16 protein-coding genes and 1 pseudogene are annotated in these 22,848 nt (G+C 34.7%); 4 read left to right on the plus strand and 13 right to left on the minus strand.

Translation table 11 applies throughout. The annotated features are described in order from the left end of the window. Window positions 1–98 precede the first annotated feature (98 nt). The 3 genes from C6368_RS14150 to C6368_RS14160 are packed head-to-tail and all read right to left on the minus strand — an operon-like array spanning window position 99 to window position 6,580. Complete coding sequence (locus C6368_RS14150; RefSeq protein ID WP_107039878.1) at window positions 99–2,030, minus strand: tetratricopeptide repeat protein; 1,932 nt, start codon at window positions 2,028–2,030, stop codon at window positions 99–101. Beyond that, window positions 2,012–3,010 carry a PorP/SprF family type IX secretion system membrane protein gene (locus C6368_RS14155; protein ID WP_107039879.1) on the minus strand — a complete coding sequence of 333 codons (999 nt, stop codon included), beginning with the start codon at window positions 3,008–3,010 and terminating at the stop codon, window positions 2,012–2,014. The genes C6368_RS14150 and C6368_RS14155 overlap by 19 nt, the downstream gene beginning before the upstream one ends. Next, window positions 3,011–6,580: a DUF7948 domain-containing protein gene (locus C6368_RS14160; protein WP_107039880.1), complete on the minus strand. Its 3,570-nt coding sequence runs from the start codon at window positions 6,578–6,580 to the stop codon at window positions 3,011–3,013. It abuts the gene before it with no gap. 515 nt (window positions 6,581–7,095) lie between these two features. Here C6368_RS14160 and dnaK point away from each other — a divergent pair. The 3 genes from dnaK to C6368_RS14175 all read left to right on the plus strand — a co-directional run bounded on the left by dnaK (window position 7,096) and on the right by C6368_RS14175 (window position 11,148). After that, window positions 7,096–9,003 carry a molecular chaperone DnaK gene (dnaK, locus tag C6368_RS14165; protein WP_107039881.1) on the plus strand — a complete coding sequence of 636 codons (1,908 nt, stop codon included), beginning with the start codon at window positions 7,096–7,098 and terminating at the stop codon, window positions 9,001–9,003. Window positions 9,004–9,734: 731 nt separating this feature from the next. Then, window positions 9,735–10,079 (plus strand): PadR family transcriptional regulator, encoded by a 345-nt coding sequence (locus C6368_RS14170; RefSeq protein ID WP_107039882.1) that lies wholly within the window; start codon window positions 9,735–9,737, stop codon window positions 10,077–10,079. Next, window positions 10,072–11,148 carry an MFS transporter gene (locus tag C6368_RS14175; RefSeq protein ID WP_107039883.1) on the plus strand — a complete coding sequence of 359 codons (1,077 nt, stop codon included), beginning with the start codon at window positions 10,072–10,074 and terminating at the stop codon, window positions 11,146–11,148. Before C6368_RS14170 ends, C6368_RS14175 begins: the two co-directional genes overlap by 8 nt. Window positions 11,149–12,348: 1,200 nt before the next feature. Here the strand turns inward: C6368_RS14175 and C6368_RS14180 are convergent. The 10 genes and pseudogenes from C6368_RS14180 to C6368_RS14225 form a co-directional block, all read right to left on the minus strand. Further along, a complete protein-coding gene (locus tag C6368_RS14180; RefSeq protein ID WP_107039884.1) occupies window positions 12,349–12,618 on the minus strand; it encodes a hypothetical protein in 270 nt (89 codons plus the stop codon). Between the two features lie 3 nt (window positions 12,619–12,621). Beyond that, complete coding sequence (locus tag C6368_RS14185; RefSeq protein ID WP_107039885.1) at window positions 12,622–13,062, minus strand: DUF4844 domain-containing protein; 441 nt, start codon at window positions 13,060–13,062, stop codon at window positions 12,622–12,624. 315 nt (window positions 13,063–13,377) lie between these two features. Then, window positions 13,378–13,833, minus strand: coding sequence for a GNAT family N-acetyltransferase (locus C6368_RS14190; protein ID WP_107039886.1), 456 nt, complete (start codon window positions 13,831–13,833; stop codon window positions 13,378–13,380). Window positions 13,834–13,966: 133 nt separating this feature from the next. Beyond that, window positions 13,967–14,455 carry a hypothetical protein gene (locus C6368_RS14195; protein WP_107039887.1) on the minus strand — a complete coding sequence of 163 codons (489 nt, stop codon included), beginning with the start codon at window positions 14,453–14,455 and terminating at the stop codon, window positions 13,967–13,969. A gap of 612 nt (window positions 14,456–15,067) precedes the next feature. Further along, the gene (locus C6368_RS14200) at window positions 15,068–15,712 is read right to left on the minus strand and encodes a hypothetical protein (RefSeq protein WP_107039888.1); all 645 of its coding nucleotides are present in this window, start codon (window positions 15,710–15,712) and stop codon (window positions 15,068–15,070) included. Window positions 15,713–15,797: 85 nt separating this feature from the next. After that, window positions 15,798–16,886, minus strand: a complete 1,089-nt coding sequence (locus tag C6368_RS14205) for a ligand-binding sensor domain-containing protein (RefSeq protein WP_107039889.1) — start codon at window positions 16,884–16,886, stop codon at window positions 15,798–15,800. A gap of 479 nt (window positions 16,887–17,365) precedes the next feature. Continuing rightward, window positions 17,366–18,796, minus strand: a complete 1,431-nt coding sequence (locus C6368_RS14210) for a carboxypeptidase-like regulatory domain-containing protein (RefSeq protein ID WP_107039890.1) — start codon at window positions 18,794–18,796, stop codon at window positions 17,366–17,368. A gap of 443 nt (window positions 18,797–19,239) precedes the next feature. Continuing rightward, window positions 19,240–19,800: a hypothetical protein gene (locus C6368_RS14215; protein WP_107039891.1), complete on the minus strand. Its 561-nt coding sequence runs from the start codon at window positions 19,798–19,800 to the stop codon at window positions 19,240–19,242. Window positions 19,801–19,936: 136 nt separating this feature from the next. Further along, window positions 19,937–21,073 carry a hypothetical protein gene (locus tag C6368_RS14220; protein ID WP_107039892.1) on the minus strand — a complete coding sequence of 379 codons (1,137 nt, stop codon included), beginning with the start codon at window positions 21,071–21,073 and terminating at the stop codon, window positions 19,937–19,939. 57 nt (window positions 21,074–21,130) lie between these two features. After that, a pseudogene (locus C6368_RS14225) lies at window positions 21,131–21,331 on the minus strand (tyrosine-type recombinase/integrase); the annotation flags it as partial. 345 nt (window positions 21,332–21,676) lie between these two features. Between C6368_RS14225 and C6368_RS14235 the strand changes: the two are divergent. Beyond that, on the plus strand, window positions 21,677–22,843 hold the full coding sequence (locus tag C6368_RS14235) for an AIR synthase related protein (protein WP_107039895.1): 1,167 nt from the start codon (window positions 21,677–21,679) through the stop codon (window positions 22,841–22,843). Window positions 22,844–22,848 lie beyond the last annotated feature (5 nt).

Here is a 22,848-nt window from a genome sequence, read left to right on the forward strand (position 1 = left end):
CGGATGCAAACCGCCCTTAAAGACCATCCCCAATAAAGTTCACTTCTATTACACTACCTATCCCTTACCGATTTATCGACATTCTCTCCCGGTTGATGCTAATCAGCATCAATACTCACACTTTGAATCTCAATCTTCCTTTCACTGGCTGCAGCTCTAGAGTAAACTGAGTTTTTTTGGTCGTTTGGATTATCGCTCACGATTTTATCGGATTGATCCTCACCAAAAGGAATTTGAACAATAATTAAAACCCCACCATTTTCAGCTGATTTATTTAAATATTTACTAAAGAAACCATTGTCATAGGCGTTTAAATAGTTTACCATAGAGGCAATTCTTCTTTTGGTAAGATTCACATTGTAATCGTTTTTAGCTAGAGGACTTGCAAATCCTTTAACGGTCAATTCTATTTTTCGTCCTTTTTCTAGTTCAATTTGTAATAATTCTATGAATTGATTTAAATCTTGAACTCCCTGTTTTACAAATTCAGTAAAGAAATCTTCGATATCATCTTTAGCATCATCGCTTTTCTCTCCTTTTAAACCGTCGGAATATTTCTTTTTGTATTCATCAGTCATAGCGATATAATCATTGTAACTATCCAAATAATTCACATTCGAAACCGTATCTGTAGAACGTGGATTCGGCACATCATTATGAAAATACAAAGTAACAGGCAACCTACTGTTTAATTCTTCAAGTGTTTCTTCAATTGTTGGAGGTAAATCAATTAATGGTTTTCTGACACTGAAAATATCACTACAACACGTGGGATTCTTGCTGTAATTACTTCCTATTCGGTTCGAACTAAAAAACGCAGAGTCACTTGAAGAAGTTTGGAAGTAATATAAATCGTTAGCAGGAGAATTGATTGGTTCCATCATATTTTCAGGATCCTCAAAAGCAGTGTTGTATTTCGATTTAAATACGTCTTGACCTCCAAAACCATCGTACCAAGAACTACTAAAGAAAAGTGTTTGAGTTTTACTGTCCCAAAATGGCGACAATTCATTATCTATTGTGTTTAAGGCACGAATATTAATTGGCTTTTGATATTGGTTGCCGTTTTTAACAAAACTGTACCACAAATCCATACCTCCACTACCTCCCTCTCTATCAGATACATAAAACAAAACTTCACTATTTTCCCATTTTCCAATAAAGGGCATTGTTGTATTCGAATTTTCTGTGTTAATTATTGTACCTAAGGTATCAACATCAACGAATTGTTCTCCTTCGACATAGGCAACTAGAATTTTGCATTTGTAATTCTGTCCGCTATCAGCGCAATAACTAAAGTAGAAGCGCTTTCCATCTAAACTAAAACTGCCATTTCCAGTATGTGCATTTTCGAAGGCTAACTCTTCGATGCGTTTTTCTGTATCAAATTGATCTTCGTTTATCTTGGAAACATACAAATTAGTATGGTAGGATAAATCGTAAACTTCCTCACTTGTACTAATAGAATCTGCACGTAATGATGAAAACACGAGTTGATTATTGTGAATTCTGTGACCAAACTCAGCATTTGGTGTATTAATATGTTCTGGTAAGGATTGGAAAACTAATTTAGAAGAATCTCCTTGATTGGCTTTTGCCCATACACAAGATTCAATTTCAGCTCTGCTTTTTTTATATAAATAACCTCTTCTGTCGTTGCGGTATTTCTTTTTTCCAAGCTTAAAAACATCCAATGCTTTGTCGTATTGTCCAGTTTGTTTTAACATCAAACCATATTGTAATAAACTCGCTGGATAGATTTCTGCACCTTCCCTTCCGTAAACTTTTCCATAATAAAAAGCAGCTTTAGGATAATCTTTATAGGCCCTTAAAGTTTCAGCGTATTCCCACAAAGTATTGATCGTATTTGAATCAATCTTCATGGCTTTTTCGTAATACTGTAAAGCATAAACGTAATCTCCTTCTATGAATTTCTCTTGAGCAAATTCTAAATATTTTTTTAGTTCTTGCTGGGCAAAAGTTACTGTCGAAAGAAACAGTAGAAAGAATATTATATAAAATCTGGACATACTCTATGTTTTATAACCTTAGGGTTAAATCTTGTAATAATATAACGTAAACTAAATTCAACTCCACCTCTACCTCTGCTTGCTGGAGTTAAACTCGAAGTATTGATATCATATGAAATTCCTCCCCACCAGTTTTGGTATTCCATTCCTGCGGAAACGAAAAAAGCATCGTTACTTCGCATATAGACTCCTGCCATTACAGAACGATAATTTCCTAAACGGTCTTCTAAAATATATCTCACTTGAGATCCTAACACCAATTCTCTATATTTCCCTTGTAAATTCAATTGAATACTCGGTAAAATATCCCAATCGAAGCCAATTTCATATTCCGCTTGGGTAAAGAAGTTAAAACGCATATCTCTTTTGACCTCATCTCCAAAAAATCCTTGGTTAGGTCTATTGATATTGAACAACCCTACTCCAGCAATAATTCTTTCCCGTTTTCCTTTTTGATATTCATAAGCTGCCCCAATTCCCCAAGTGAAATTTGTCCTTTTTTGAGATTGAAATACTTCATTGCTTGGAATGGACCCATCGAATTGTTGTCCGTTCCATTGATTGTCAAACGTAAAAGCGGAAGCATCAAAAGAACGGAAATTGATTCCCATTTGAACTCCTGGTCTGAAAAGATGAGTTGAATCTGCAGTAAGTTTAAACACGTATGATACTGAAGGTTGAAATTCAATTGTTCGAAAAGAACCATCTCCGGCAACATCATTTGTAAAAAATGCACCTACATTAAAATTATTAAAAACTTGTTTTGCCTCACCTGAAAGAGACAATGTTTGGAAAGGTGCTGTTACACTTCTCCATTGATCTCGGTAATTAGCATGAATACGATAATCACCATTGAAACGTCCAACATTTGCTGGATTTTGGAATACAGGATTATGATCATATTGCGACCAGTGAATGTCTTGTGATTGAACAAAATTCGACCACAACAATAAAACAAATATGTATTTAATCGTTTTCACTTATCGAATGAGTGTAATATTTCCTTTGATTAAAAAATCTTGTCCATCAATACAAATTCCTTCCAAATAGTAATCATAAACATCAGGATCTAATTTCTTCCCTTTATAAGTTCCGTCCCAACCATCGTGCAATGTTTCTGTTTCGTAAACCATTTCTCCCCAACGGTCAAAAATTCTAAAGACAATTTCTTCTACAATTAAGCTCCTTACAAACAGGACATCATTTTCTCCATCACCATTTGGGGTAAATGCATTTGGCACATATACAAAAGGTTCGACACAAGTAAAGTTGAAAGACTTCACGGTAACAGAGGAAGTTTTGGTGCAAATTCCATCAGAAACTGAAACTGTAAAAGTTGTTGTTTCCGTAACGAAAGCATTCGTTTCTTGCGCATTGGGATTTTCTAAACCATCTGTTGGAGACCATGAATAAGAATAGCCATCAGGTTCAGCAGTTAATATTACGTTTGTACCAATGGGAACATTTGTTTCAGAAGCCGAAGCATTCACCGTTGAAGGATCGATATTGCTAACAGAAACCAGAATAGAGTCAAACACAACACAACCATTATCGGCAATAGCCGTGACATAAATATATTGCGTGACACTGGGTTGTACAGTTACGCTATTTGATCCTTCTCCTGATACAATTACAGAATCAGGCATCCAATCAAAATTCACAAAATTAACTCCACTTGAGTTACTGGAAGCGGTAATGACAGTTTCATCTCCTAAGCACAAATTGGTAACTCCATCCAAGTTTAAACTTGCACTTGTAAAGGAGAATTGTACACTATCGATAGCGTTACAAGTTCCATTTGAGGCGGTGATATAATACCAGCCATCTACAGGATTATTTATTTGCAGGACAGAATCCAAAACAGAAGTATTTAATGTATCGGTAAACTGATTATTCGAAGACCAAACAAATGAATTGGCAGTTCCGTTGGTTAAGGCTGTCAAAATGATGGTATCAGGTTCACACAAACTAATGTCAGCTAAATTTTGCAAGTCAACTTCAGGTAAAACTTCTATTGTAATAAAAGCTGTATCTGTAATTAAGCAAATTGAATCAGTAACAGTCAACATCACTTCATAAGTTCCAGGCTGATCATAGGTAACAACAGGATCGAGTGTTGTAGAATCCAATTCACCATTTCCAAAATCCCATAAATAACTATCGGATTCGGATGAAAAATTATCAAAAGTTACAGTAAAAGGAGCACATCCTATTTCAGAATTAGCGGTAAACTCGGCATTAGGAATTAAGTTGAAATCAAATTTAAAGGTTAACGCATTACAGTTATTGGCCAAGTTTTGACTTGACCAAGCTCCAGGTGTTGTTGGAAAATCACTAAATCCTCCACAGCCTCCACAAACTCCTTGGTAGACCACTCCATTTTTGTCGAAACGACTTGTTCCACCATCCACATGTTCCTTTGAAGATGGACTCCCTAAATAGGACCCATACAATAAACTGTTGAATTCTCTTTCAATTACCATCAAATAAAAATCATATCCACTTGGCGGTGCACTTTGAAAAGCATCTTGTGTTATAGGCATTCCTGAAATTGAAGGTGTTCCAGGAAAAACACTTCCTCCCCACCCAGAAACATACATATTTCCGCAAATATCGACCAAAAAAGCAGCGGGCGAAATATCAAAAGCTGTACTTCCGCTACCAAAAACAGTAGAACTTTCTATGATTGATAAATTCGGGTCTAATTTGGCAATAAACTGACTTGAATTGGCATTTGAATATGGTGCGTTGATCACTGGGAATGACCCTCCATTACTTTGTCCTAAAACAAAAACATTATCTAACCTGTCAATTTCAACAAAAAACACTTGATCATAATTTGATGTTCCTATATATGTTGAATGGGTTAGGTTAAAACCGTTTGGAGACAATTTCCCGATAAATCCATCCGCTTCTCCACCAGCATTAGCGGACTGATAAACACCAGCCGTACTATTCAAATCTAGAGAAGTTGTTCCACCACCAAATACAATATTGTAGCTCGAATCAATTTTCACAGAGTAAACCGCATCTGCCTCTGCCCCCCCATAATAACTAGAAAACAACAGTGAAGAAAAATCATTTTTCAATTTAAAAATAACCCCATCTTGTTGACCACCCAAGGTAGATTGAAAAGCATTACTCAAAGGGAAGTTTGTAGAACGCGAACAAGAACCTACAATAATGTTGTTTACAGAATCAAGCATTATTTCTCCACGGAATTGATCACCATAATTAGTTGTCAAACTATCATAAGCGCCAGGATTTGGATAATTTCCCGCGCTAATCATATAATTAACACCATCATTTTTATCACCACCAACATAAGTTGAACCCAATAAATTGTGACCATTTGCACTAAATTTCGCAACATAAATATCCGTCCCTACAAGACCAAAATTAGTTCCATTTGAAGAAATAGAAATTGGAGTTCCACCACCATGCGTAGTTTGAAAACCATTCACAATTGGGAAGTCTAAGGAGGAAGTTGAACCAAAAGCATAAATATTGTCATTTTGATCACAAATTAAGGAATGAGGAACATCCGTTCCTTGGGAATTGTCACCTCCTCCATAAAATGTGGCCCAAAGCATATTCGTGCCATCTTCAGAATACTTGGCTATAAAAGCATCGGTAGTAATTGTTCCCACATTAGTTACCGTAAAATTAGAATTTACATCAAATGCATTCGGATCTGGCATAGGGTGGGAATTTCCATAAATTGTTCCTCCGGTGAAAGCAGAGCCATCATAACCATAGGTTGCTGTCATTCCAAAATTATCTGAAACTGCTCCGTTGAATGTTGCAAAAACCAGAGTTGGATCAATTACTAAATCTACTCTTTTATTGAAATCTCCTAATTGAAAGACCACATAATTCTCAACAAGCTCATATTCACATGAAATTTCAATGATTTTTCCATTCACTATTTGGTAAGCGTAGGGTTTTTCTTCAATGATATTTCCTAATTCAGTTTTGACAACTAAGTTACCTTCTCTATCAATTTTCAAATCATCCTGATAAGAATATTTCAATTTAATTTGATTTGGATTTACATCTGGCGCAACTATAAATTCATATTTGATTTGTTTCTCTTGCTCTATAAATCGTAAATCAATTCCTTTATATAAATTCTTTAAAGTAAATTCTTCAAATCCATGAACGTCAGAAGCCCATTTAGATTCGTCTTTACCTAAAAAGTAATTGTAATAATGCTCAGTCGCTCCTTTTTTCTCAACTTCCTTTACCTCAAGTGCATCAACAAAACGCAGTTCAACTAATTTCTCTTTGAATGTTATATTTTCTTTAAATTCCTTTTTAGCAAAGTGCGCTTCTTGCAATTGAGAATAATCTTGAAGTTGAAATAAAACGCGTCCTTGTTCCACCCACATATTTCCGCCTTCAACTTTATTTTTGAAGAAAACGTGATCGGCCCATTGCCCTTTATTTTCGAGAAATGCATGATGGACAGAATGAGAATGAGATATTTCTTGTGTTTTCCCAGCAAAACTGAGAAGAAGAATGTATAGGAATAGCGTAAATCGATACATAAAGCTAAAGTAATGAATTGTTTTTAGAATACGTATTGTGCAGGAGAATTTAGGGTTGGGATATTTGTTCTAAAGTCTGTCAGTAATGAGCCAACTAAGTTTCTCTCATTAAGTTTTGTTTAGAGTTTTAACCACATCTCCCATAATCCCTCTCCAAAGAAGGAGACTGAAGATCCCTCCGATTTGAAGATTAAGAATAGATAAGAAAATTAAGCTTAGACTAAACTTTTAACAATAACCTCAGGCTTTTCGACTCTATTTATATCGACCACGAGTTGCAAACTCACGGCAGCGCTATAAATAGTTTTATGTTTAAATAATTCCATATGTCTCCCTTGTCAGTAAGGAATTCAACTTAAAACTGTCAGATTTAGGACAAGATGTCAGTTAAAAGAAGTATAAAACATTCAAAACGTGTCAAAATGGATGAATATTTCGAACATTTTTCGATGGCACAAGAATTGAGAATAGGGGAATGAGTTTATAAACAAAAACTAGAATAAACAAAAATTGATATGGGAAAAATAATTGGAATTGACTTAGGTACTACCAACTCTTGTGTTTCAGTGATGGAAGGTAACGAGCCAGTAGTAATTACAAACGCTGAAGGTAAGCGTACAACACCTTCAATCGTTGCATTTGTTGAAGGAGGAGAACGTAAAGTTGGTGACCCAGCTAAGCGTCAAGCCATTACAAATCCAACAAAGACTATTTCTTCAATTAAAAGATTCATGGGTGCAACTTATGATGAAGCTAATAACGAAGACGGAAGAATGTCATACGAAATAGTAAAAGGAGATAACAACACACCACGTGTTAAAATAGATGACCGTACATATACACCACAAGAAATTTCGGCAATGATTCTTCAAAAAATGAAGAAAACGGCTGAAGATTACTTAGGTCAAGAAGTTACAGAAGCAGTAGTAACTGTTCCTGCTTACTTTAATGACTCTCAACGTCAAGCGACGAAAGAGGCTGGTGAGATTGCAGGTTTAACAATCAAAAGAATTATCAACGAGCCAACAGCAGCAGCTTTAGCTTACGGATTAGATAAAAAGAACGTAGACCAAAAAGTTGCAGTATTTGACTTTGGAGGTGGTACTTTCGATATGTCAATCCTAGAATTAGGAGACGGTGTTTTCGAAGTATTGTCAACAGATGGTGATACACGTTTAGGAGGTGACGACGTTGATGAGAGAATCATTCAATGGTTAGCTGACGAATTTAAAGGAGACGAAGGAATTGACTTGAGAAAAGACCCAATGGCACTTCAACGTTTGAAAGAAGCAGCAGAGAAAGCGAAAATTGAACTTTCTTCTTCTAATTCAACAGAAATCAACTTGCCATACATTATGCCAGTTGACGGAATTCCTAAGCACTTAGTGAGAACTTTACCAAGAGCTAAATTTGAACAATTAATTGGTGACATCGTAGAAAGAACAATCGCTCCATGTCGTAAGGCATTAAAAAGCGCTGGTTTAACTATCGATGATATCGATGAAGTAATCTTAGTAGGTGGATCTACACGTATTCCTATGATTCAGGATGCAGTGAAGAACTTATTCAAGAAAGATCCTTCAAAAGGAGTTAACCCTGACGAAGTTGTTGCAATTGGAGCAGCTATTCAAGGTGGTGTTTTAACTGGAGAGGTGAAAGACGTATTGTTATTAGACGTTATTCCACTTTCTTTAGGAATTGAAACAATGGGTGGTGTTTTAACGAAATTAATCGAAGCAAACACAACTATTCCAACAAAGAAATCACAAACTTTCTCTACAGCAGCAGATAACCAGCCTTCAGTAGATATTCACGTTCTTCAAGGTGAGCGTTCAATGGCAACTGACAACAAGACATTAGGTCGTTTCCAATTGACAGACATTCCACCAGCAAGAAGAGGTGAGCCACAAATTGAGGTAATCTTTGATATCGATGCAAACGGAATTATGAACATTTCTGCAAAAGATAAAGGAACTGGAAAAGAGCAATCAATTAAAATTGAAGCGTCTTCAGGATTGAGCGAGGAAGAAATCGAAAAGATGAAAAACGAAGCTCAAGCAAACGAAGCAGCTGACAAGAAGAAATTAGAAGAAGTTGAAGCTATTAATAAAGCGGATTCACAAATCTTCCAAACTGAACGTCAATTGTCTGAGTACGGAGATAAAATTCCAGCTGAGAAAAAACAACCAATTGAAGATGCTTTAGCTGCATTAAAAACAGCTTTCGAAGCAAAAGATATTGAGAAAATCAATTACGCTTCTGAAAAACTTAACACTGTATTCCAAGCAGCATCTGAAGAGATGTACAAGCAAGGTGGTGAAGAAGGAGCAGCAGACCAAGGAGCAGCAGATGCAGAAAACGCAGCTGGTGACGACGAGGTAACTGATGTTGACTTCGAAGAAGTTGAAGAAGATAAAAAATAAGCTTAACTTTTTATAAGCAATTGGAGGTCGTTCGAAAGAGCGGCCTCTTTTTTTTTGGACTCACCTGCGGTGGTGGTGGAAGGTTTAAAAGATAACCGCAAAGAGACACAGAGGTTTTCGCAAAGGGATGCGGAGGTTTTGTTTAGGTGTGGTAAGTTGAGGACTCAGAGAAGAGTTCACCTGCGGTGGAAGAAGGTTTAGAAAAGGTAACCGCAAAGAGACGCAGAGGTTTTCGCAAAGGGATGCGGAGGTTTTGTTTAGGTGTGGCAAGTTGAAGACTCAGAGAAGAGTTCACCTGCGGTGGTGGTGGAAGGTTTAAAAGGTAACCGCAAAGAGACGCAGAGGTTTTCGTAAAGAAACGAAGAGATTGTATTTACCTTCGGTAAATTGAGGACGCAGAGAAGAGAGTCACCTGCGGTGAGTTTTTACACGAAGGAAAAAGGCGATGCACAGAAGAAAAGTTCAATATCCTATAGACATGAATAAATATTTTCATTTTTCTAGTAGAGCATTTTGATCAAAAAATCGAGACATTACAGATTGAATATATTTATTTAGAGCTCGAAATTAAGTCAAATCAAGAATGAATTATCCTTTTATTCAAAAATCACAAATAAAAAACCACTCCTACATCTCCCTGTTTACAGCAATTCTAGACAGTTTTTGTTTTTATACCTAAGAAACTTATGTATAAAATTTGTTTACCTAAGATTCTTATGTATATTTGTCTTATGTATACATCAGAATTAATAAAAGGAACATTAAAGACAATTATCTTAAACCTGTTAAAGGAACGAGGTAAAATGTACGGTTATGAAATTACTCAAACAGTAAAAGAAATGACTAATGGTAAAATCCAAATCACAGAAGGAGCCTTATACCCTACTCTTCATTCATTAGAAAAAAAGGGAGATATAGGATTTGAAAAGGAGTACATTGGGAAGAGAGTGCGAAAATATTATACACTTACTGACCAAGGACAGAAAACGGCTCAAGTTAAGGTGAACGAATTTGCCGACTTCATCGAAACAATGAAGTATTTATTAGACATTGATTCAAAAACGAGTAATGCATAAAATTACAGAAGTTGAAATAGATTTCATTTTAGAGGATATTAAAGCCAATGGAGTTGTTATTGAAGATCTGCAATACAACTTACTTGATCACATTTGCTGTATCATCGAGAATGAGAAATCTGATAGTGAAGACTTTTATGAATTCTATAAAAAAATCATGCCTCGGTTTTTCAAAAAGGATTTAAAGGAAATCCAGGAAGAGACCGAGATTTTATTAAAATTCAAAAATTATTACGCCATGAAAAATACATTGAAAATAACAGGTTTTACAATTGCAGTTTTCACCATTTTAGGAGCTTTTTTAAAATCATTCCACCTTCCTGGTGCTGCAGTGGTAATAATTTTAGCAGGAGGACTTTTTAGTCTTGTCTTCTTACCCTTACTCATTGTTCTAAAGTTTAGAGATGAGGAGAGTAAAACGGATAAATGGGTATTTAGTTTGGGCTTTTTACTCGCAATAGTTATGACCATTGGAATTCTATTTAAACTCATGCATTGGCCTTACGCAAACATTCTAATGTTTTCTGGAGTTATTGCTTTTACTTTCACCTATGTTCCACTCTACTACATTACGCGTATAAAGCGCCCAGAACTCAGATTTAACACTATAATTAATTCTGTTTTAATGGTTGCTTGCGGAGGAATGTTGTTTGCGCTACAGAATTTAGGCTACAGTTCAAAAACAAATAATCAGCAAGAGATTTATGAAGAATATTATGATCAGAAAATCGAAACATTAGAAAATACAAATCAAGAATTGTACAATATCATCGACACAAACAAAATCGAAATTTCTTTATTAAAAAAGCATTCAAGATCGATTATTAAATCTGTTAATGAGATAAGGCAGAAATTAAACACAAAAGTGGATTTCTCCTACACTGATTTGCAGTCAAAGTTGACTGAATATAATGACTTTATGGATAAACATTCTTCAGCTGAAAAAAAGATTGAAATCAATGATTTATTAAAAAAGGAAACCAATTACAGCATTTTAGATGATCTCTTAAACCATATTCAACTGCAAGTTGTAAACAATGAGAATTCTCTTTTGAATAAGTGGAGTTAAAAAATAAACTTTCTTTAAATGAACTGAGGTCGTTTGGAAGGACGGCCTTTTTATTTCAAGTTTAAGGGGGAGAAAGGTTACCCACAAAGGTATGCAAAAGTTTTCGCTAAGGACTTAGAGGCTATATTTAACTTTGGCAAATTGAGAACGTTGAGCTGAATTCACTTGTAGTGAGTTTTTTGCACGGAGGAAAAAGGAGTGTTTTCACGAAGGTACACGGAGGTTTGTTGTGGTTGAGATAATTTGAAGAGAAAGAAAAGTGAGACACATGAGAAGTGCTGGATGGTGTAGAAAAAGAAACCGCAAAGGTACACTGAGGTTTTACACAAAGAAACGCAGAGGTTATTTACCTACGGCAAATTGAGAACGCAAAGAAGAGTTCACCTGCGGTGAGGTGTTTTTACACGGAGAAAAAAGGAGGGTTTTCACGAAGGTACACGGAGGTTTGTTGTGGTTGAGGTAATTTGAAGAGAAAGAAAAGTGAGACACATGAGAAGTGCTGGATGGTGTAGAAAAAGAAACCGCAAAGGTACACTGAGGTTTTACACAAAGAAACGCAGAGGTTATTTACCTACGGCAAATTGAGAACGCAAAGAAGAGTTCACCTGCGGTGAGGTGTTTTTACACGGAGAAAAAAGGAGGGTTTTCACGAAGGTACACGGAGGTTTGTTGTGGTTGAGATAATTTGAAGAGAAAGAAAAGTGAGACACATGAGAAGTGCTGGATGGTGTAGAAAAAGAAACCGCAAAGGTACACTGAGGTTTTACACAAAGAAACGCAGAGGTTATTTACCTACGGCAAATTGAGAACGCAAAGAAGAGTTCACCTGCGGTGAGGTGTTTTTACACGGAGGAAAAAGGAGGGTTTTCACAGAGAGACACGGAGTAAGATCGAAACACTGTTTTCTAAGTAATGGAAATTTTAATCAATTGTAAACCCTGATAAATCGACCAAGAAAATAATGAAGATTATTAAAAGTAATGACATGATTATTGAACTCATTAAAGCTAGTAAAAAAGATGAAATATAAATTAAAGTTTTATTGCTCTTAAACTTACTTTTTAATCTTCGAGAAATCCAAAGATAACAAGGTATAGTGAGCGCAATTACACATATCGAAAAAAATCCTTGAATAAGAAATCCTACTAAAATAGCTGCTTGAAGTAATATCATTTGTTTATTTTAAGAGTGTCTTTATTTTCATCTATTTTTTAATGACTCATTTAATGCCTTCATTAAAAAATCCGCTATTTCATTTTGTTGGACTGTCAATTTATGTCTATTGGTTTTATGAGACTTCTCAAAGGCATTTTTAAAATCATACCAACCATCTGTCAAACCGTTTAGATATCTCTGAGCCTCTTTAAATTCAGTTGTAATTTCAATTTTATTATCAGAATCTAATTGTTCAATCAACTCGTCGAATAATTCCCAATAGTCTTTCCAACCTGTTAGCGAGTATTCCTTCATTGCTTAATTTTCGGTAGGGTCAAAACCATACATAAAGTTATTTAAATGTCCTCCAGAACTTTCAAGACCAACAATATCCATTAGCTCTTCAAAATACGAGCATAATCTTTCTCTATCTTCTGTATCAAGTTGAAGGTAAATTTCATCAAAACGTTGTAGTCCATTCTTAATGGCGTCTTGATATTCTTTATCTGTAGCAGTTCCTTTATCAGCAAGATTTCTAAAGTCGTCAGATGCAAGGTTAGTTTTCTCGGTCAATATTGAATTTAGTGACGGGTCGCTAATGCCTGGATAAAATAATTTATCATCCTGTAGAAATTTATCTTTGTTTTTAAATTCTTCAAATTCTGTCATTGCGTTTTCAGGTGTTTTGATTTGTCCTTGTCCACAAGATGTAAAAAGAAGCAAAGTCAGTCCGAATAATATGATTGTTATTTGTCTCATGGACGTTTTTTTAAATACCGTATAAGATATTAGTACCCAAGTAAGTAAAGAAAATACCACCCTAAACCTCTCACAGAAATGCGTTTAAAAGTATACCCTCTCCCCGATCTTATTACACAAATCTAAATAATCACATTGATTTATGAAGAGTATTGTCCAATTTTTAGAAGTATAATCACACCTTTTTGTATTGAATCCCTATGTTTTTTTTTTGGACTTCAAATCCGCCACCTAGGGTAGCATTCAAGATCAAGTAAATGAAGTCGAGGTTTACTTGGATTTATTGATGGTTAATTGTTGGCTGCTGGCTTTTTTTCATTTAAAGTGCATTTTCATTCCCTCGTGAGTGGCTTTAAATCCTAAATCTTCATAGAATTTAATTGCTTTTGGCCGTTTCTTGTCTGTTGTTAATTGAAGTAAATGAGCATTTCGTTCCTTTGCCCTTTCAATAGCCCATTCAAACATTGTTTTTCCTATTCCAAGTCCTCTTTGGTCTTTTCTAATTCTTACAGCTTCTATTTGCGCTCGAATTCCGCCACGATAAGTCAAATATTGAATAAATGACAATTGCATGGTCCCTATAATTACAGAATTTTCGTTCTCTACAACAATCAGTTCCTGATTTTGGTCAGAATCTATATTTTCGAATGCGACAAGATATTCAGACGGTAACGGAATTTGAAAGTTTTCTCTTGTCGTCCCGAGTTCATCGTCCGCAATCATTTCCACAATTTTGTCAACGTCATTTTTGATTGCTTTTCTAAATTTCATTCTTCAGTTCGGTTTTTTAGCTTGTTGCTAACGTTTTGCAAATAGGCACATGCGGCTACCACTTATGAACGTTCGCCGCTGGTGATTATTTGATGTTATTGCACGTATCTTATTTATATGGTATCCTTAGTTCTTAATTATTTTTTCCGTCTTCAATAGTCCAAGTTTCTCTATGGTCCTTCAAGTTGGTATTTATTGAAATCCGGTTATTTTTATCAAACTCAAAAATAACAAGACGATCCCTGTAGTCATAAATTGAGCCACTTGTTTCTCTTATTTGCCTAATTATTTTTGTTCCTTTTTCATTAGTGTATATCTGCATGTTATTCCAAGAGTTTCTTTCATTTTTCTCAAATACAATAATATTATTCCATATTGCTCCAAATATGAAAAGCAAAGAAAGTAGACCTAAAGTTACGTAAGTTGTAAACTTCAGTAAGCTATGATTTAACTTCTTGACTTGTTTAAAAAGTGTGAATAGCAAAAAGAAAATAAGAGTAAATGAGAGTATGCGAAAGATTGATTCAATCTTAGGGTTCTGAACTTCAAACGGAATACCAGTATAGATAAAAATAAAAAGTACTAATATACCAATCAATATTTTGAATAATGGTTTCATCATGGTCTATATGCTACAACAATTGGCTTTACACATTGCGCATATTCAGCCTTTGTGATTACTCCAAATTTAATAATTCAATTGGACTTTTGATATTTTTCAACTGATTTGTTATTACTCGCCTATTTACTTCTATCCTTCTACCTTGAGGCCGATTAAAAATTGAATAGATCTTAAATCTGTTCCAAATTCTAAATGATAAGTTGCAAAGCTATGTCCAAAATGTGAAGGGATGGCTTTTGAAATTTAAGAGTTAATTCTGGGGTTAAGAGGTCCACCATCAAAATTGAAAGCAAACAATGAATTTTAAACAAATAGCAGTCTGCTCTTTAAAATCTATAACGCATACGGACAGCTATTTCTATGCTTTAAATGAAAGCTTTTGTCAAAATCAATACTTAAAACCGCATTATCTCAGCAAATCAGAAGCTAAAAAGTGTTCCTGTTTGACAAAACAGCTTATTTTTAAGAATAGAAAGTCCAATTTTTAGAAATACAATCACACCATTTGGTATTGAATTCCCATAGTTTTTTTTTAGGCTTCGAACCCGCCACCAAAGGCAGAGCTCAAGATCAAGAGTAAAGAATTCAAGGTTTACTTGGATTTATTGATGATTAATTGTTGGGTACTGGCTTTTTCTTTATAGTTATCCAATCTGCTTTAATATCCAAGTTTTTGAGGTCAGACTGGACTTCCAATTCAGGATAGTCTCCAACTGTTGTTTCGTCAGTCATAAATACAAAATCCCAATTGTTAGTTGTATCAGAAATGTATTCCCACCCATTCATTAAATCTTGATTGACTTTTACTTGGGGGTACTTTTCTGAAATCAGTTTTACAGTCGAATTTGGGTTGAGTCCGTTAGTTGTCGTCAAATTAGGTGAAGCCGCTATTATTAGTAAAACTGTCTCCGTATTAAGTGTCGGAATTAGTCCAAATGCTACTTTATCTTGGTCATAGTATAAGTAAGCTGGACTTCCACCACCGTAACCGAAACTAGTTGCCTGTCCGACTTCTTTTCTAAGTCCTTCGAATTTTTGTTCTGCTTCTGATATCGTCATACCGAGTTTGATTTCTCCAAGTTGTCCGTTTTTAATTTCAAACTCTTGGTAGTCGAAGGTCAAGACTTCCGAAAGTTCATCAGTTGTCGATTCAGATTTTGTCTGTTTTGGTTGTTCTGACTTCTTTTTTTTGTCCGCAGGTTGGTTACAAGACCAAATTACTGTCAGAAATATTATAAATATTATTTGTCGTTTCATATTTTACTTGTGCCTAACGCTCTGTGCATGCGGCGTACATCCGTCTAGGACGTATGAACGTTATTCACTTTGTTAGCGGCTGCTTTCATTTATTTAATTCAAATTTTTCAAAATTATCTCCATTCTGCCTGTAGACTCCGTCATTATTTGTTCCCAACCAAATTGTCCCGTATTTGTCTTCATAAATAGAAATCAACAAAACGCTTTCTGTTCCATTATGAATTTCTTGGTTTGTGAGTCTATTCCCATCATATCTCCAAATACCACCTCTATAAGTTGTCATCCATAAATCACCTTCACTATCAGATATTCCAGAATTGAAATAAAGAATTTTATCTTTCACTATTTCTTTGGGTAAATCTACAGCCTTCACCTTTTCATACCCTTTATTTAGATCAGGATTAATTTTGTACTTATTATAAAAATTAGATAGCCAGAAATATCCGTCTTTATCTTGAATCATTGAGCGTACACCAGGTACTCTTCCGTCTGGAAGAATTGAGAGCTCCTTCTCTCCAATCCATAAAAACGATTTTCCATCAAATCGAAATGCACCTGCTTTAATCGTACCAAACCAAATATTTCCATCTTTATCTCTATCAATACCATAAACAGCATAAGGGCTGTATTTCATTTCTTCAAGAGACATATTAGAATCTAAATTAAATAATAAAGAATCTTGCTTAGGAAGCGATAAATCGTGAAGCCATTCCCCGTCAAAGCGATATAAATAATCACCAATTCCATTAAACCACAAATCAGTTGGTTCATTTTTCCATTTACTATTTGGTGGCTTTATAACTTTTAGTGTAGTTAATTTTGTTCCATCAAACTTACTTACACCTTTTACCGTTTCTATATAAATATTACCCTTTGTATCTTCTTGAATTCCCCGAACTTGATTATGAACCAACCCATCATTTGTTGTAATTTGCTTAAGCATTTTTTTTCCATCAAATTGATAAACACCATTTCCGTTGCTTCCAAACCAAAAATCCCCTTTTGTGTCTTGATAAACTGCCCAAATGTGGTTATCAAGGTCTGTAACCCTTTTACCGATTTCAAAAGGTATAATTTCAGCCTTTTTAGGCTCAGGTTTTACTTGTCCATTGCAAGAAATCAAGTTACTTGAAACAAGAATTATTAGGATTAACTTGACAGGATTTATATTCATTTCGATTTTTCTTCTTTTTAGTTGCCGCTAACGTTTGAGGCTTTGCGGCGCCCTGTTTGCTAAATGTTTTATCGAAGATACAAACATTTCATTTACATGAGTGTAAAAATCGAAGGTTTTGACAGGCTGACAGCAAAGGCTGTGTTATAGATATTTGTTTTGTCACGGAAATTATTCCTATATTATAGACCAAGTATTTTACCAAATTATTTTTATTGTGGAAAACTACAAACCTGCCAAAGGGCTAGCTAAATACTGAATAGCCGAAATTACAATTCCTTCTGAATTCAGCACTTCTTGATCGTGTACTAAGTACGAATTTAGGTTGAACAAGAACATAAACTAATAGAAAAATAAGTGGACTAAGTTTCATTCCTAAAGGTGAAAAGGGTAGAAGACTTTTGAAATCAACCGCAAATTAATATCAAACTTAGCGTTTTCAGCTCATTAATAGTCTTGAAAAAAATCAAATGTATGATTCATTTAAAAGTGACAGGCTGAAGTTTCCATTTACCCTCAACTATGAATAAATTGGAACTATTATTGTTAACTTTTAATTCAAAATGTTGAGCATCTATTTTGGTTATTGAATCAACACTCATATTTTCTAAAATTTCATTAAAATGTTTGATTATTTGGTTTTTATCCGTTTCAGAAAAGTAATTACCCGTCCTGATATGATTATCCTCTAAACTGTTAATCATGGATTCTAGTTCATCATTTCTATAAACACATAAATATTTCATAGCATAGATAATATCATCATTTTCAAATGCTGCAATTAGGGAGTTGAACAATTCGACAACACTTGATTGTGGATACATGGATATGTCCTCGTCAATACTTTCAAATTGATCTAATTTTTGATTTTGTGGCTCGATATAATTTAGTTCAGCTTTTCCTTTTGAGAAGGATGCTGTTATATTAATACATGGCACTAGAAAAGAATGATCTGTCGAATCCACTTGTTGCAAGAAATACGGTATCAGAGAATCATGAAGTTCATGTTGGTATTTAGCCATAAATACACCCCATTTGAGCCACTCAGCATCAAAGGGAAGTTTATACCAAATTTTATTCTTAGCATTTTGGTAAAGTTCGTACCTGGCTCCAAGAACAACACCATCACCACTTTTAACTTCGGTAACGAGCGTGTCATTTTGATAATCACCATTAATCACAGTGGTCTTATATATCAAGGTGTCTTGGTAACGTTTTGAATCCGTATTTTCAAACCATTCAATACCAATGAAACACCCATTTTCCCCTATCGTTATACGTTCTTCAATTAAATCAAACTTCACCCACTCATTCCCCTTCGTTCCTGACTTCACAATGTTAGAAGAAGTGAGTTCTTTGTCAGGTTTTATTTCTATCAAAGAAACATCATAAACATGTATTCTAAAATAACCATCGGGATAACCATTATCTGTAATGTACACATTGACGTATTTTAATACCCCAGGAGCTGAATAAATGTTTGGAATATGAACTGCTTGTATAGTTCCATTCTGAGATGTTATTCCATATTGAGGAAATAATTTTCTTGGCTTTTTAGTAACGCCAAGTTTCTTCAATTTATACTTGCCTTTTTTTTGAACAACAGCTACTTCTTCTAATTGTTGTTGTTTTGGAATTAATGGTATTTTACTCGAAGAATGTAAATTTTTTACTGCAATTTTTTTTGTCGCAAAACCAATACTTGAAATGATTAAAGAATCATTATTAAAACGTAATGAATCCAAAAAAAAGTAGCCGTCGTGATTGGAGATTACATATTTATTATTCTTAACGGCACGAATATGAGTAAATGGGACTGGTTCAGAACTCAAACTATCAACAACTTGAATTTGAGCAAGATGATAACCATGAATAATTAAAAAAATAAATAAGGTCAATAATTTTAACATAATATCAGTATTTGAAAATAATTACCTTCAGGTTTTAACAAGGATCATTATACACGGTATGTACCCCTACTTCTAGCCAAAGGAAATACGTCTTAGTAGTTTTACTTCTAATATGTAAGAGGTCATTACAAGGCCACTAACTTTCATAAAGGTATTTATCTAATTAGGTTAAACAAAATAAGTGCAGAGTAAAACTATTATTATTAGATGAGTAATATAAAACTCTCTATTGAACTGAAATTTTATTAGGCTAATCGAATGCTGGGCAAAAGGAGTCTAAGACAAACTACTTTTGATAATAATTTTCTGTTTTTTCCTTTATTTTAAAATGGTGTTCTTATTCTTTAGTGTGTTTACGTTGCTCATAACGTTCGGCACTATGCTTTGTGCCGTCTCTCGAATATACACTTTTCGGCATTAAGCATAGTGTATGTTATAGTGCGTCAAATTGTTAGCCTAAGAGTTTTATCTTCCAGCAGTATTTGTATGCTATTAGCGTCACATCCGATAACCGTTGAATCTGGCATTCCAATATCAACGGAAACACAAAAAGTGTCACCATTTTCTAAATTAAAAACAATACTATGGTCGAAAATAGTTGAATAAAGTGTAGAAGATTCTGCATTAAATGTTTGAGTGTCACGATCGGAATAAATATCAATGCTCTTCAATTTTGAACTACTTTTTAGCTTTATATCGGATGGTTCATGCAGTTCGTAGCGTTTAAATTGCTTGTCTTTTTCATATTTAATATCTCTAGGCTTTGAATTACAATCAACGTGCATCTGCCAGTATAAGCTTTTACCATCTAGTTCATTAGTCCAAAGGTTTAAAAACCCTTTTTCCAAACTAATGGAGAACGAGGATGAGCTAACAAGGTTATTTGATGCGGATATTGATAAGGTCGGTGCAAATACAATGTACAGAGTTTCACCAATAGCAGACCTCAAAGCATCTAAGCTATCATCATTTAGTTTATATGTTAATTCTGTTGTGGGCTTCATGCACTACGTTTTGGGTATGTAACGAATGGCTTTTCGAAGCGAATATCTGTCGCCCGTTGCAGAAAACGAAAAGCGATCTGAGAATGAACGCAAACCACTAAATGCCATTTGTTATATACCTTTTGTTGTGCATTGCCTATTTATAATGTAATTCATTGCTCACTGATGTTGCAAATCGCACTCGTGGTACAATCGCGTGTCTGAATTCAAGTTCTGAACAGTCTGAGTTATTTACATTGAAGTAAAATTCATACTCATCATCCAATATCATAGTTTTAAAGGTTTCTGTGTCTACCACTAAAGTTCCATTTACATTTTTTGATTTTATCGTTGTAGTGAAATAACGGTTTCCAGGTAAAAAATAACCATTACTTGAAAATCCGGAGGAGTTCCCCTTAAATGCATTCTTACCTCTTGTGCCACTTAATAGATTGACCGTGGTGTCATTGTCATCAAAGTATAAATTACCCCAAGATTCAACAATAATTTTAGTTCCATCATGGCTATTTCCTTGAAATGTAGATTTATAGTCATTGTAATTGATAAATAACTCTTCGGACTTGATTCCAGTCAAATTCAAGGAGTCATCTTGAAAATGATTCGAGACTATCTCATTGCTTCTTATAAAGACTTTCTTAAAGGCTAAATCGCCATCTTCCGTTGCATACTCATAGAACAAATGCTCACCATCTTTAAATGGATAAAAATCACCTGTACATTCTTCATTTAGATGAATCAGCGGAGAAAATCGTTTAGTGTCAATCTCATATTTATAAATTGAAGTTTTGTTTTTATCACTAAAATTTTTGTCCCAAACTCTATCTTGAGAAATTAAGAATCCCTTTGAGTTAGGTAACCATTGAATGTCAGTACTTAAGAATCTTTTGGATTTACGCTCATCCTGTACGGTATAAAGTCCTGTACAATCATCAATTGTGAAAAGTACTTTTCCTTTTTTGTCAATAAGTGTTAGCTCTTTATCAGTATAAACTATTGCAAACTCACTATTAGGTGAAACGTAAACCTTTTCTGGTTGTGTTGTCCAAACAGGGTTTTGGTTTTGAATTAATTTACCAGTTGATGAGTAATAAATTTTACCACCCTTAGAATAGAAGAATGGCTTACTTGAATTGAATTCAAAATTATCTAACTTAATTTCAGTTATTTCTGGAGATTCATTTAAATGTGATTTAAAGAAAAACCGCTGCAACAAGAAGTTGACACCAACTAAAAACACACCAAGAATTAAAAGTATTATCAGAAGTTTCTTCATTTTTCTGGTTATGCACAACAATTGGCTATACGCATTGCGCATATATCGCCTATGTGATTACTCCAAATTTAACAATTCTTTTGAACTTTTAATATTTTTTGGTTGCTTTACTGCTATTAAGGTATAAACTTCAGTTGTTTTACTACTGCTGTGCTCCAACAAAGACTGAAAACATCTCAAATCTGTTCCGTTTTCTAATAAATGTGTCGCAAAGCTATATCTTAAAATATGTGGACTTACAATTTTCTTCATTCCTCCTTTCTTTACTAGAAATTGTGTTTAAAGGAACTAGCATCTTCACCGGCCCTGACGGAAACGGAAATCCTGTTGAACTGGTTTGCTCAGCTGTATTCACGAAAAGAGCGACCAACGGAATGCTCCTTTTTGGGGATTTTACAGCGTGGCAAAAACAGGAAACAGATTGGAGATGGAGGCAGAAAAGGACGCTGAAACAATTACGAATTATAAATATTTTAATTACGAATTGTACAACAAACTCATTAAAAAATCAGCAAATTCACAACTTAACGAATTAACGAATCAACAACACAACCAACTCTTAAATTTTAATTATCTTTGCGTTTTCATAATCGTAAAAGAATCATGGCAGATAATCGTTATAATCAAAGAGGTGTTTCCGCAGGGAAAGAAGATGTGCACAATGCAATTGCAAATATTGACAAGGGACTTTTCCCTAAGGCATTTTGTAAAATAGTTCCAGATTTATTGACTGGTAGCGAAGACCACTGTGTTGTAATGCATGCTGACGGTGCTGGAACAAAATCTGCTTTAGCATACATGTACTGGAAAGAAACAGGAGATATTTCTGTTTGGAAAGGTATTGCTCAAGATGCTTTGATTATGAATGTTGACGATTTATTATGTGTTGGAGCTACGGATAACATCCTTGTTTCTTCTACTATCGGGCGTAACAAAAACTTGATTACAGGAGAGGTTCTTTCTGCGTTAATTAATGGTTCTGAAGAATTATTGGCTGATTTACGTGAAATGGGAATCGGAATTGACTCAACTGGTGGTGAAACTGCTGATGTTGGAGATTTGGTTCGTACAATTATCGTAGATTCAACTGTGGTTTGTAGAATGAAACGTGAAGATGTGATTTCTAATCACAACATAAAACCTGGAGATGTAATTGTTGGACTTTCATCGTCTGGACAAGCAACTTACGAAACAGAATACAATGGAGGAATGGGATCGAATGGATTAACTTCTGCTCGTCATGATGTTTTCCATAAATATTTGGCAGAGAAATTCCCAGAGAGTTTTGACCCAAGTGTTCCTGATGATTTAGTGTATAGTGGAAATTACAAATTAACGGATGAAGTTGAAGGTAGTGCGCTTGACGCTGGAAAATTAGTACTTTCTCCAACGCGAACTTACGCTCCAATCATTAAGAAAATTTTAGACAATCACCGTGCAGACGTTCATGGAATGGTTCATTGCAGTGGTGGTGCACAAACTAAAGTATTGCACTTTATAGATAATTTACATATTGTTAAAGATAACCTCTTCCCTATTCCACCGTTATTTAAAGCGATTCACGAAGAATCTGGAACGGATTGGAAAGAGATGTACAAAGTTTTCAATATGGGACACCGAATGGAACTTTACGTACCTGAAGAAATTGCACAGGACATTATTAAGATTTCAGAATCATTTAATGTTGATGCACAAATTGTTGGTCGCGTAGAAGAAAGTGAAAGTAAAAAACTTACGATTACATCGGAATTCGGTACTTTTGAATATTAATCACA

This window comes from Brumimicrobium mesophilum (genome assembly GCF_003025005.1).
Lineage (GTDB): Bacteria > Bacteroidota > Bacteroidia > Flavobacteriales_D > Crocinitomicaceae > Brumimicrobium > Brumimicrobium mesophilum.

Excerpts from the sequence above, each read along its gene's own strand:
- C6368_RS14150 (WP_107039878.1), bottom strand. The coding sequence starts at position 2,030 with ATGTCCAGATTTTATATAATATTCTTTCTACTGTTTCTTTCGACAGTA.
- C6368_RS14160 (WP_107039880.1), bottom strand. The coding sequence starts at position 6,580 with ATGTATCGATTTACGCTATTCCTATACATTCTTCTTCTCAGTTTTGCT.
- dnaK (WP_107039881.1), top strand. The coding sequence starts at position 7,096 with ATGGGAAAAATAATTGGAATTGACTTAGGTACTACCAACTCTTGTGTT.
- C6368_RS14170 (WP_107039882.1), top strand. The coding sequence starts at position 9,735 with ATGTATACATCAGAATTAATAAAAGGAACATTAAAGACAATTATCTTA.
- C6368_RS14175 (WP_107039883.1), top strand. The coding sequence starts at position 10,072 with ATGCATAAAATTACAGAAGTTGAAATAGATTTCATTTTAGAGGATATT.
- C6368_RS14180 (WP_107039884.1), bottom strand. The coding sequence starts at position 12,618 with ATGAAGGAATACTCGCTAACAGGTTGGAAAGACTATTGGGAATTATTC.
- C6368_RS14185 (WP_107039885.1), bottom strand. The coding sequence starts at position 13,062 with ATGAGACAAATAACAATCATATTATTCGGACTGACTTTGCTTCTTTTT.
- C6368_RS14190 (WP_107039886.1), bottom strand. The coding sequence starts at position 13,833 with ATGAAATTTAGAAAAGCAATCAAAAATGACGTTGACAAAATTGTGGAA.
- C6368_RS14195 (WP_107039887.1), bottom strand. The coding sequence starts at position 14,455 with ATGATGAAACCATTATTCAAAATATTGATTGGTATATTAGTACTTTTT.
- C6368_RS14200 (WP_107039888.1), bottom strand. The coding sequence starts at position 15,712 with ATGAAACGACAAATAATATTTATAATATTTCTGACAGTAATTTGGTCT.
- C6368_RS14205 (WP_107039889.1), bottom strand. The coding sequence starts at position 16,886 with ATGAATATAAATCCTGTCAAGTTAATCCTAATAATTCTTGTTTCAAGT.
- C6368_RS14210 (WP_107039890.1), bottom strand. The coding sequence starts at position 18,796 with ATGTTAAAATTATTGACCTTATTTATTTTTTTAATTATTCATGGTTAT.
- C6368_RS14215 (WP_107039891.1), bottom strand. The coding sequence starts at position 19,800 with ATGAAGCCCACAACAGAATTAACATATAAACTAAATGATGATAGCTTA.
- C6368_RS14220 (WP_107039892.1), bottom strand. The coding sequence starts at position 21,073 with ATGAAGAAACTTCTGATAATACTTTTAATTCTTGGTGTGTTTTTAGTT.
- C6368_RS14235 (WP_107039895.1), top strand. The coding sequence starts at position 21,677 with ATGGCAGATAATCGTTATAATCAAAGAGGTGTTTCCGCAGGGAAAGAA.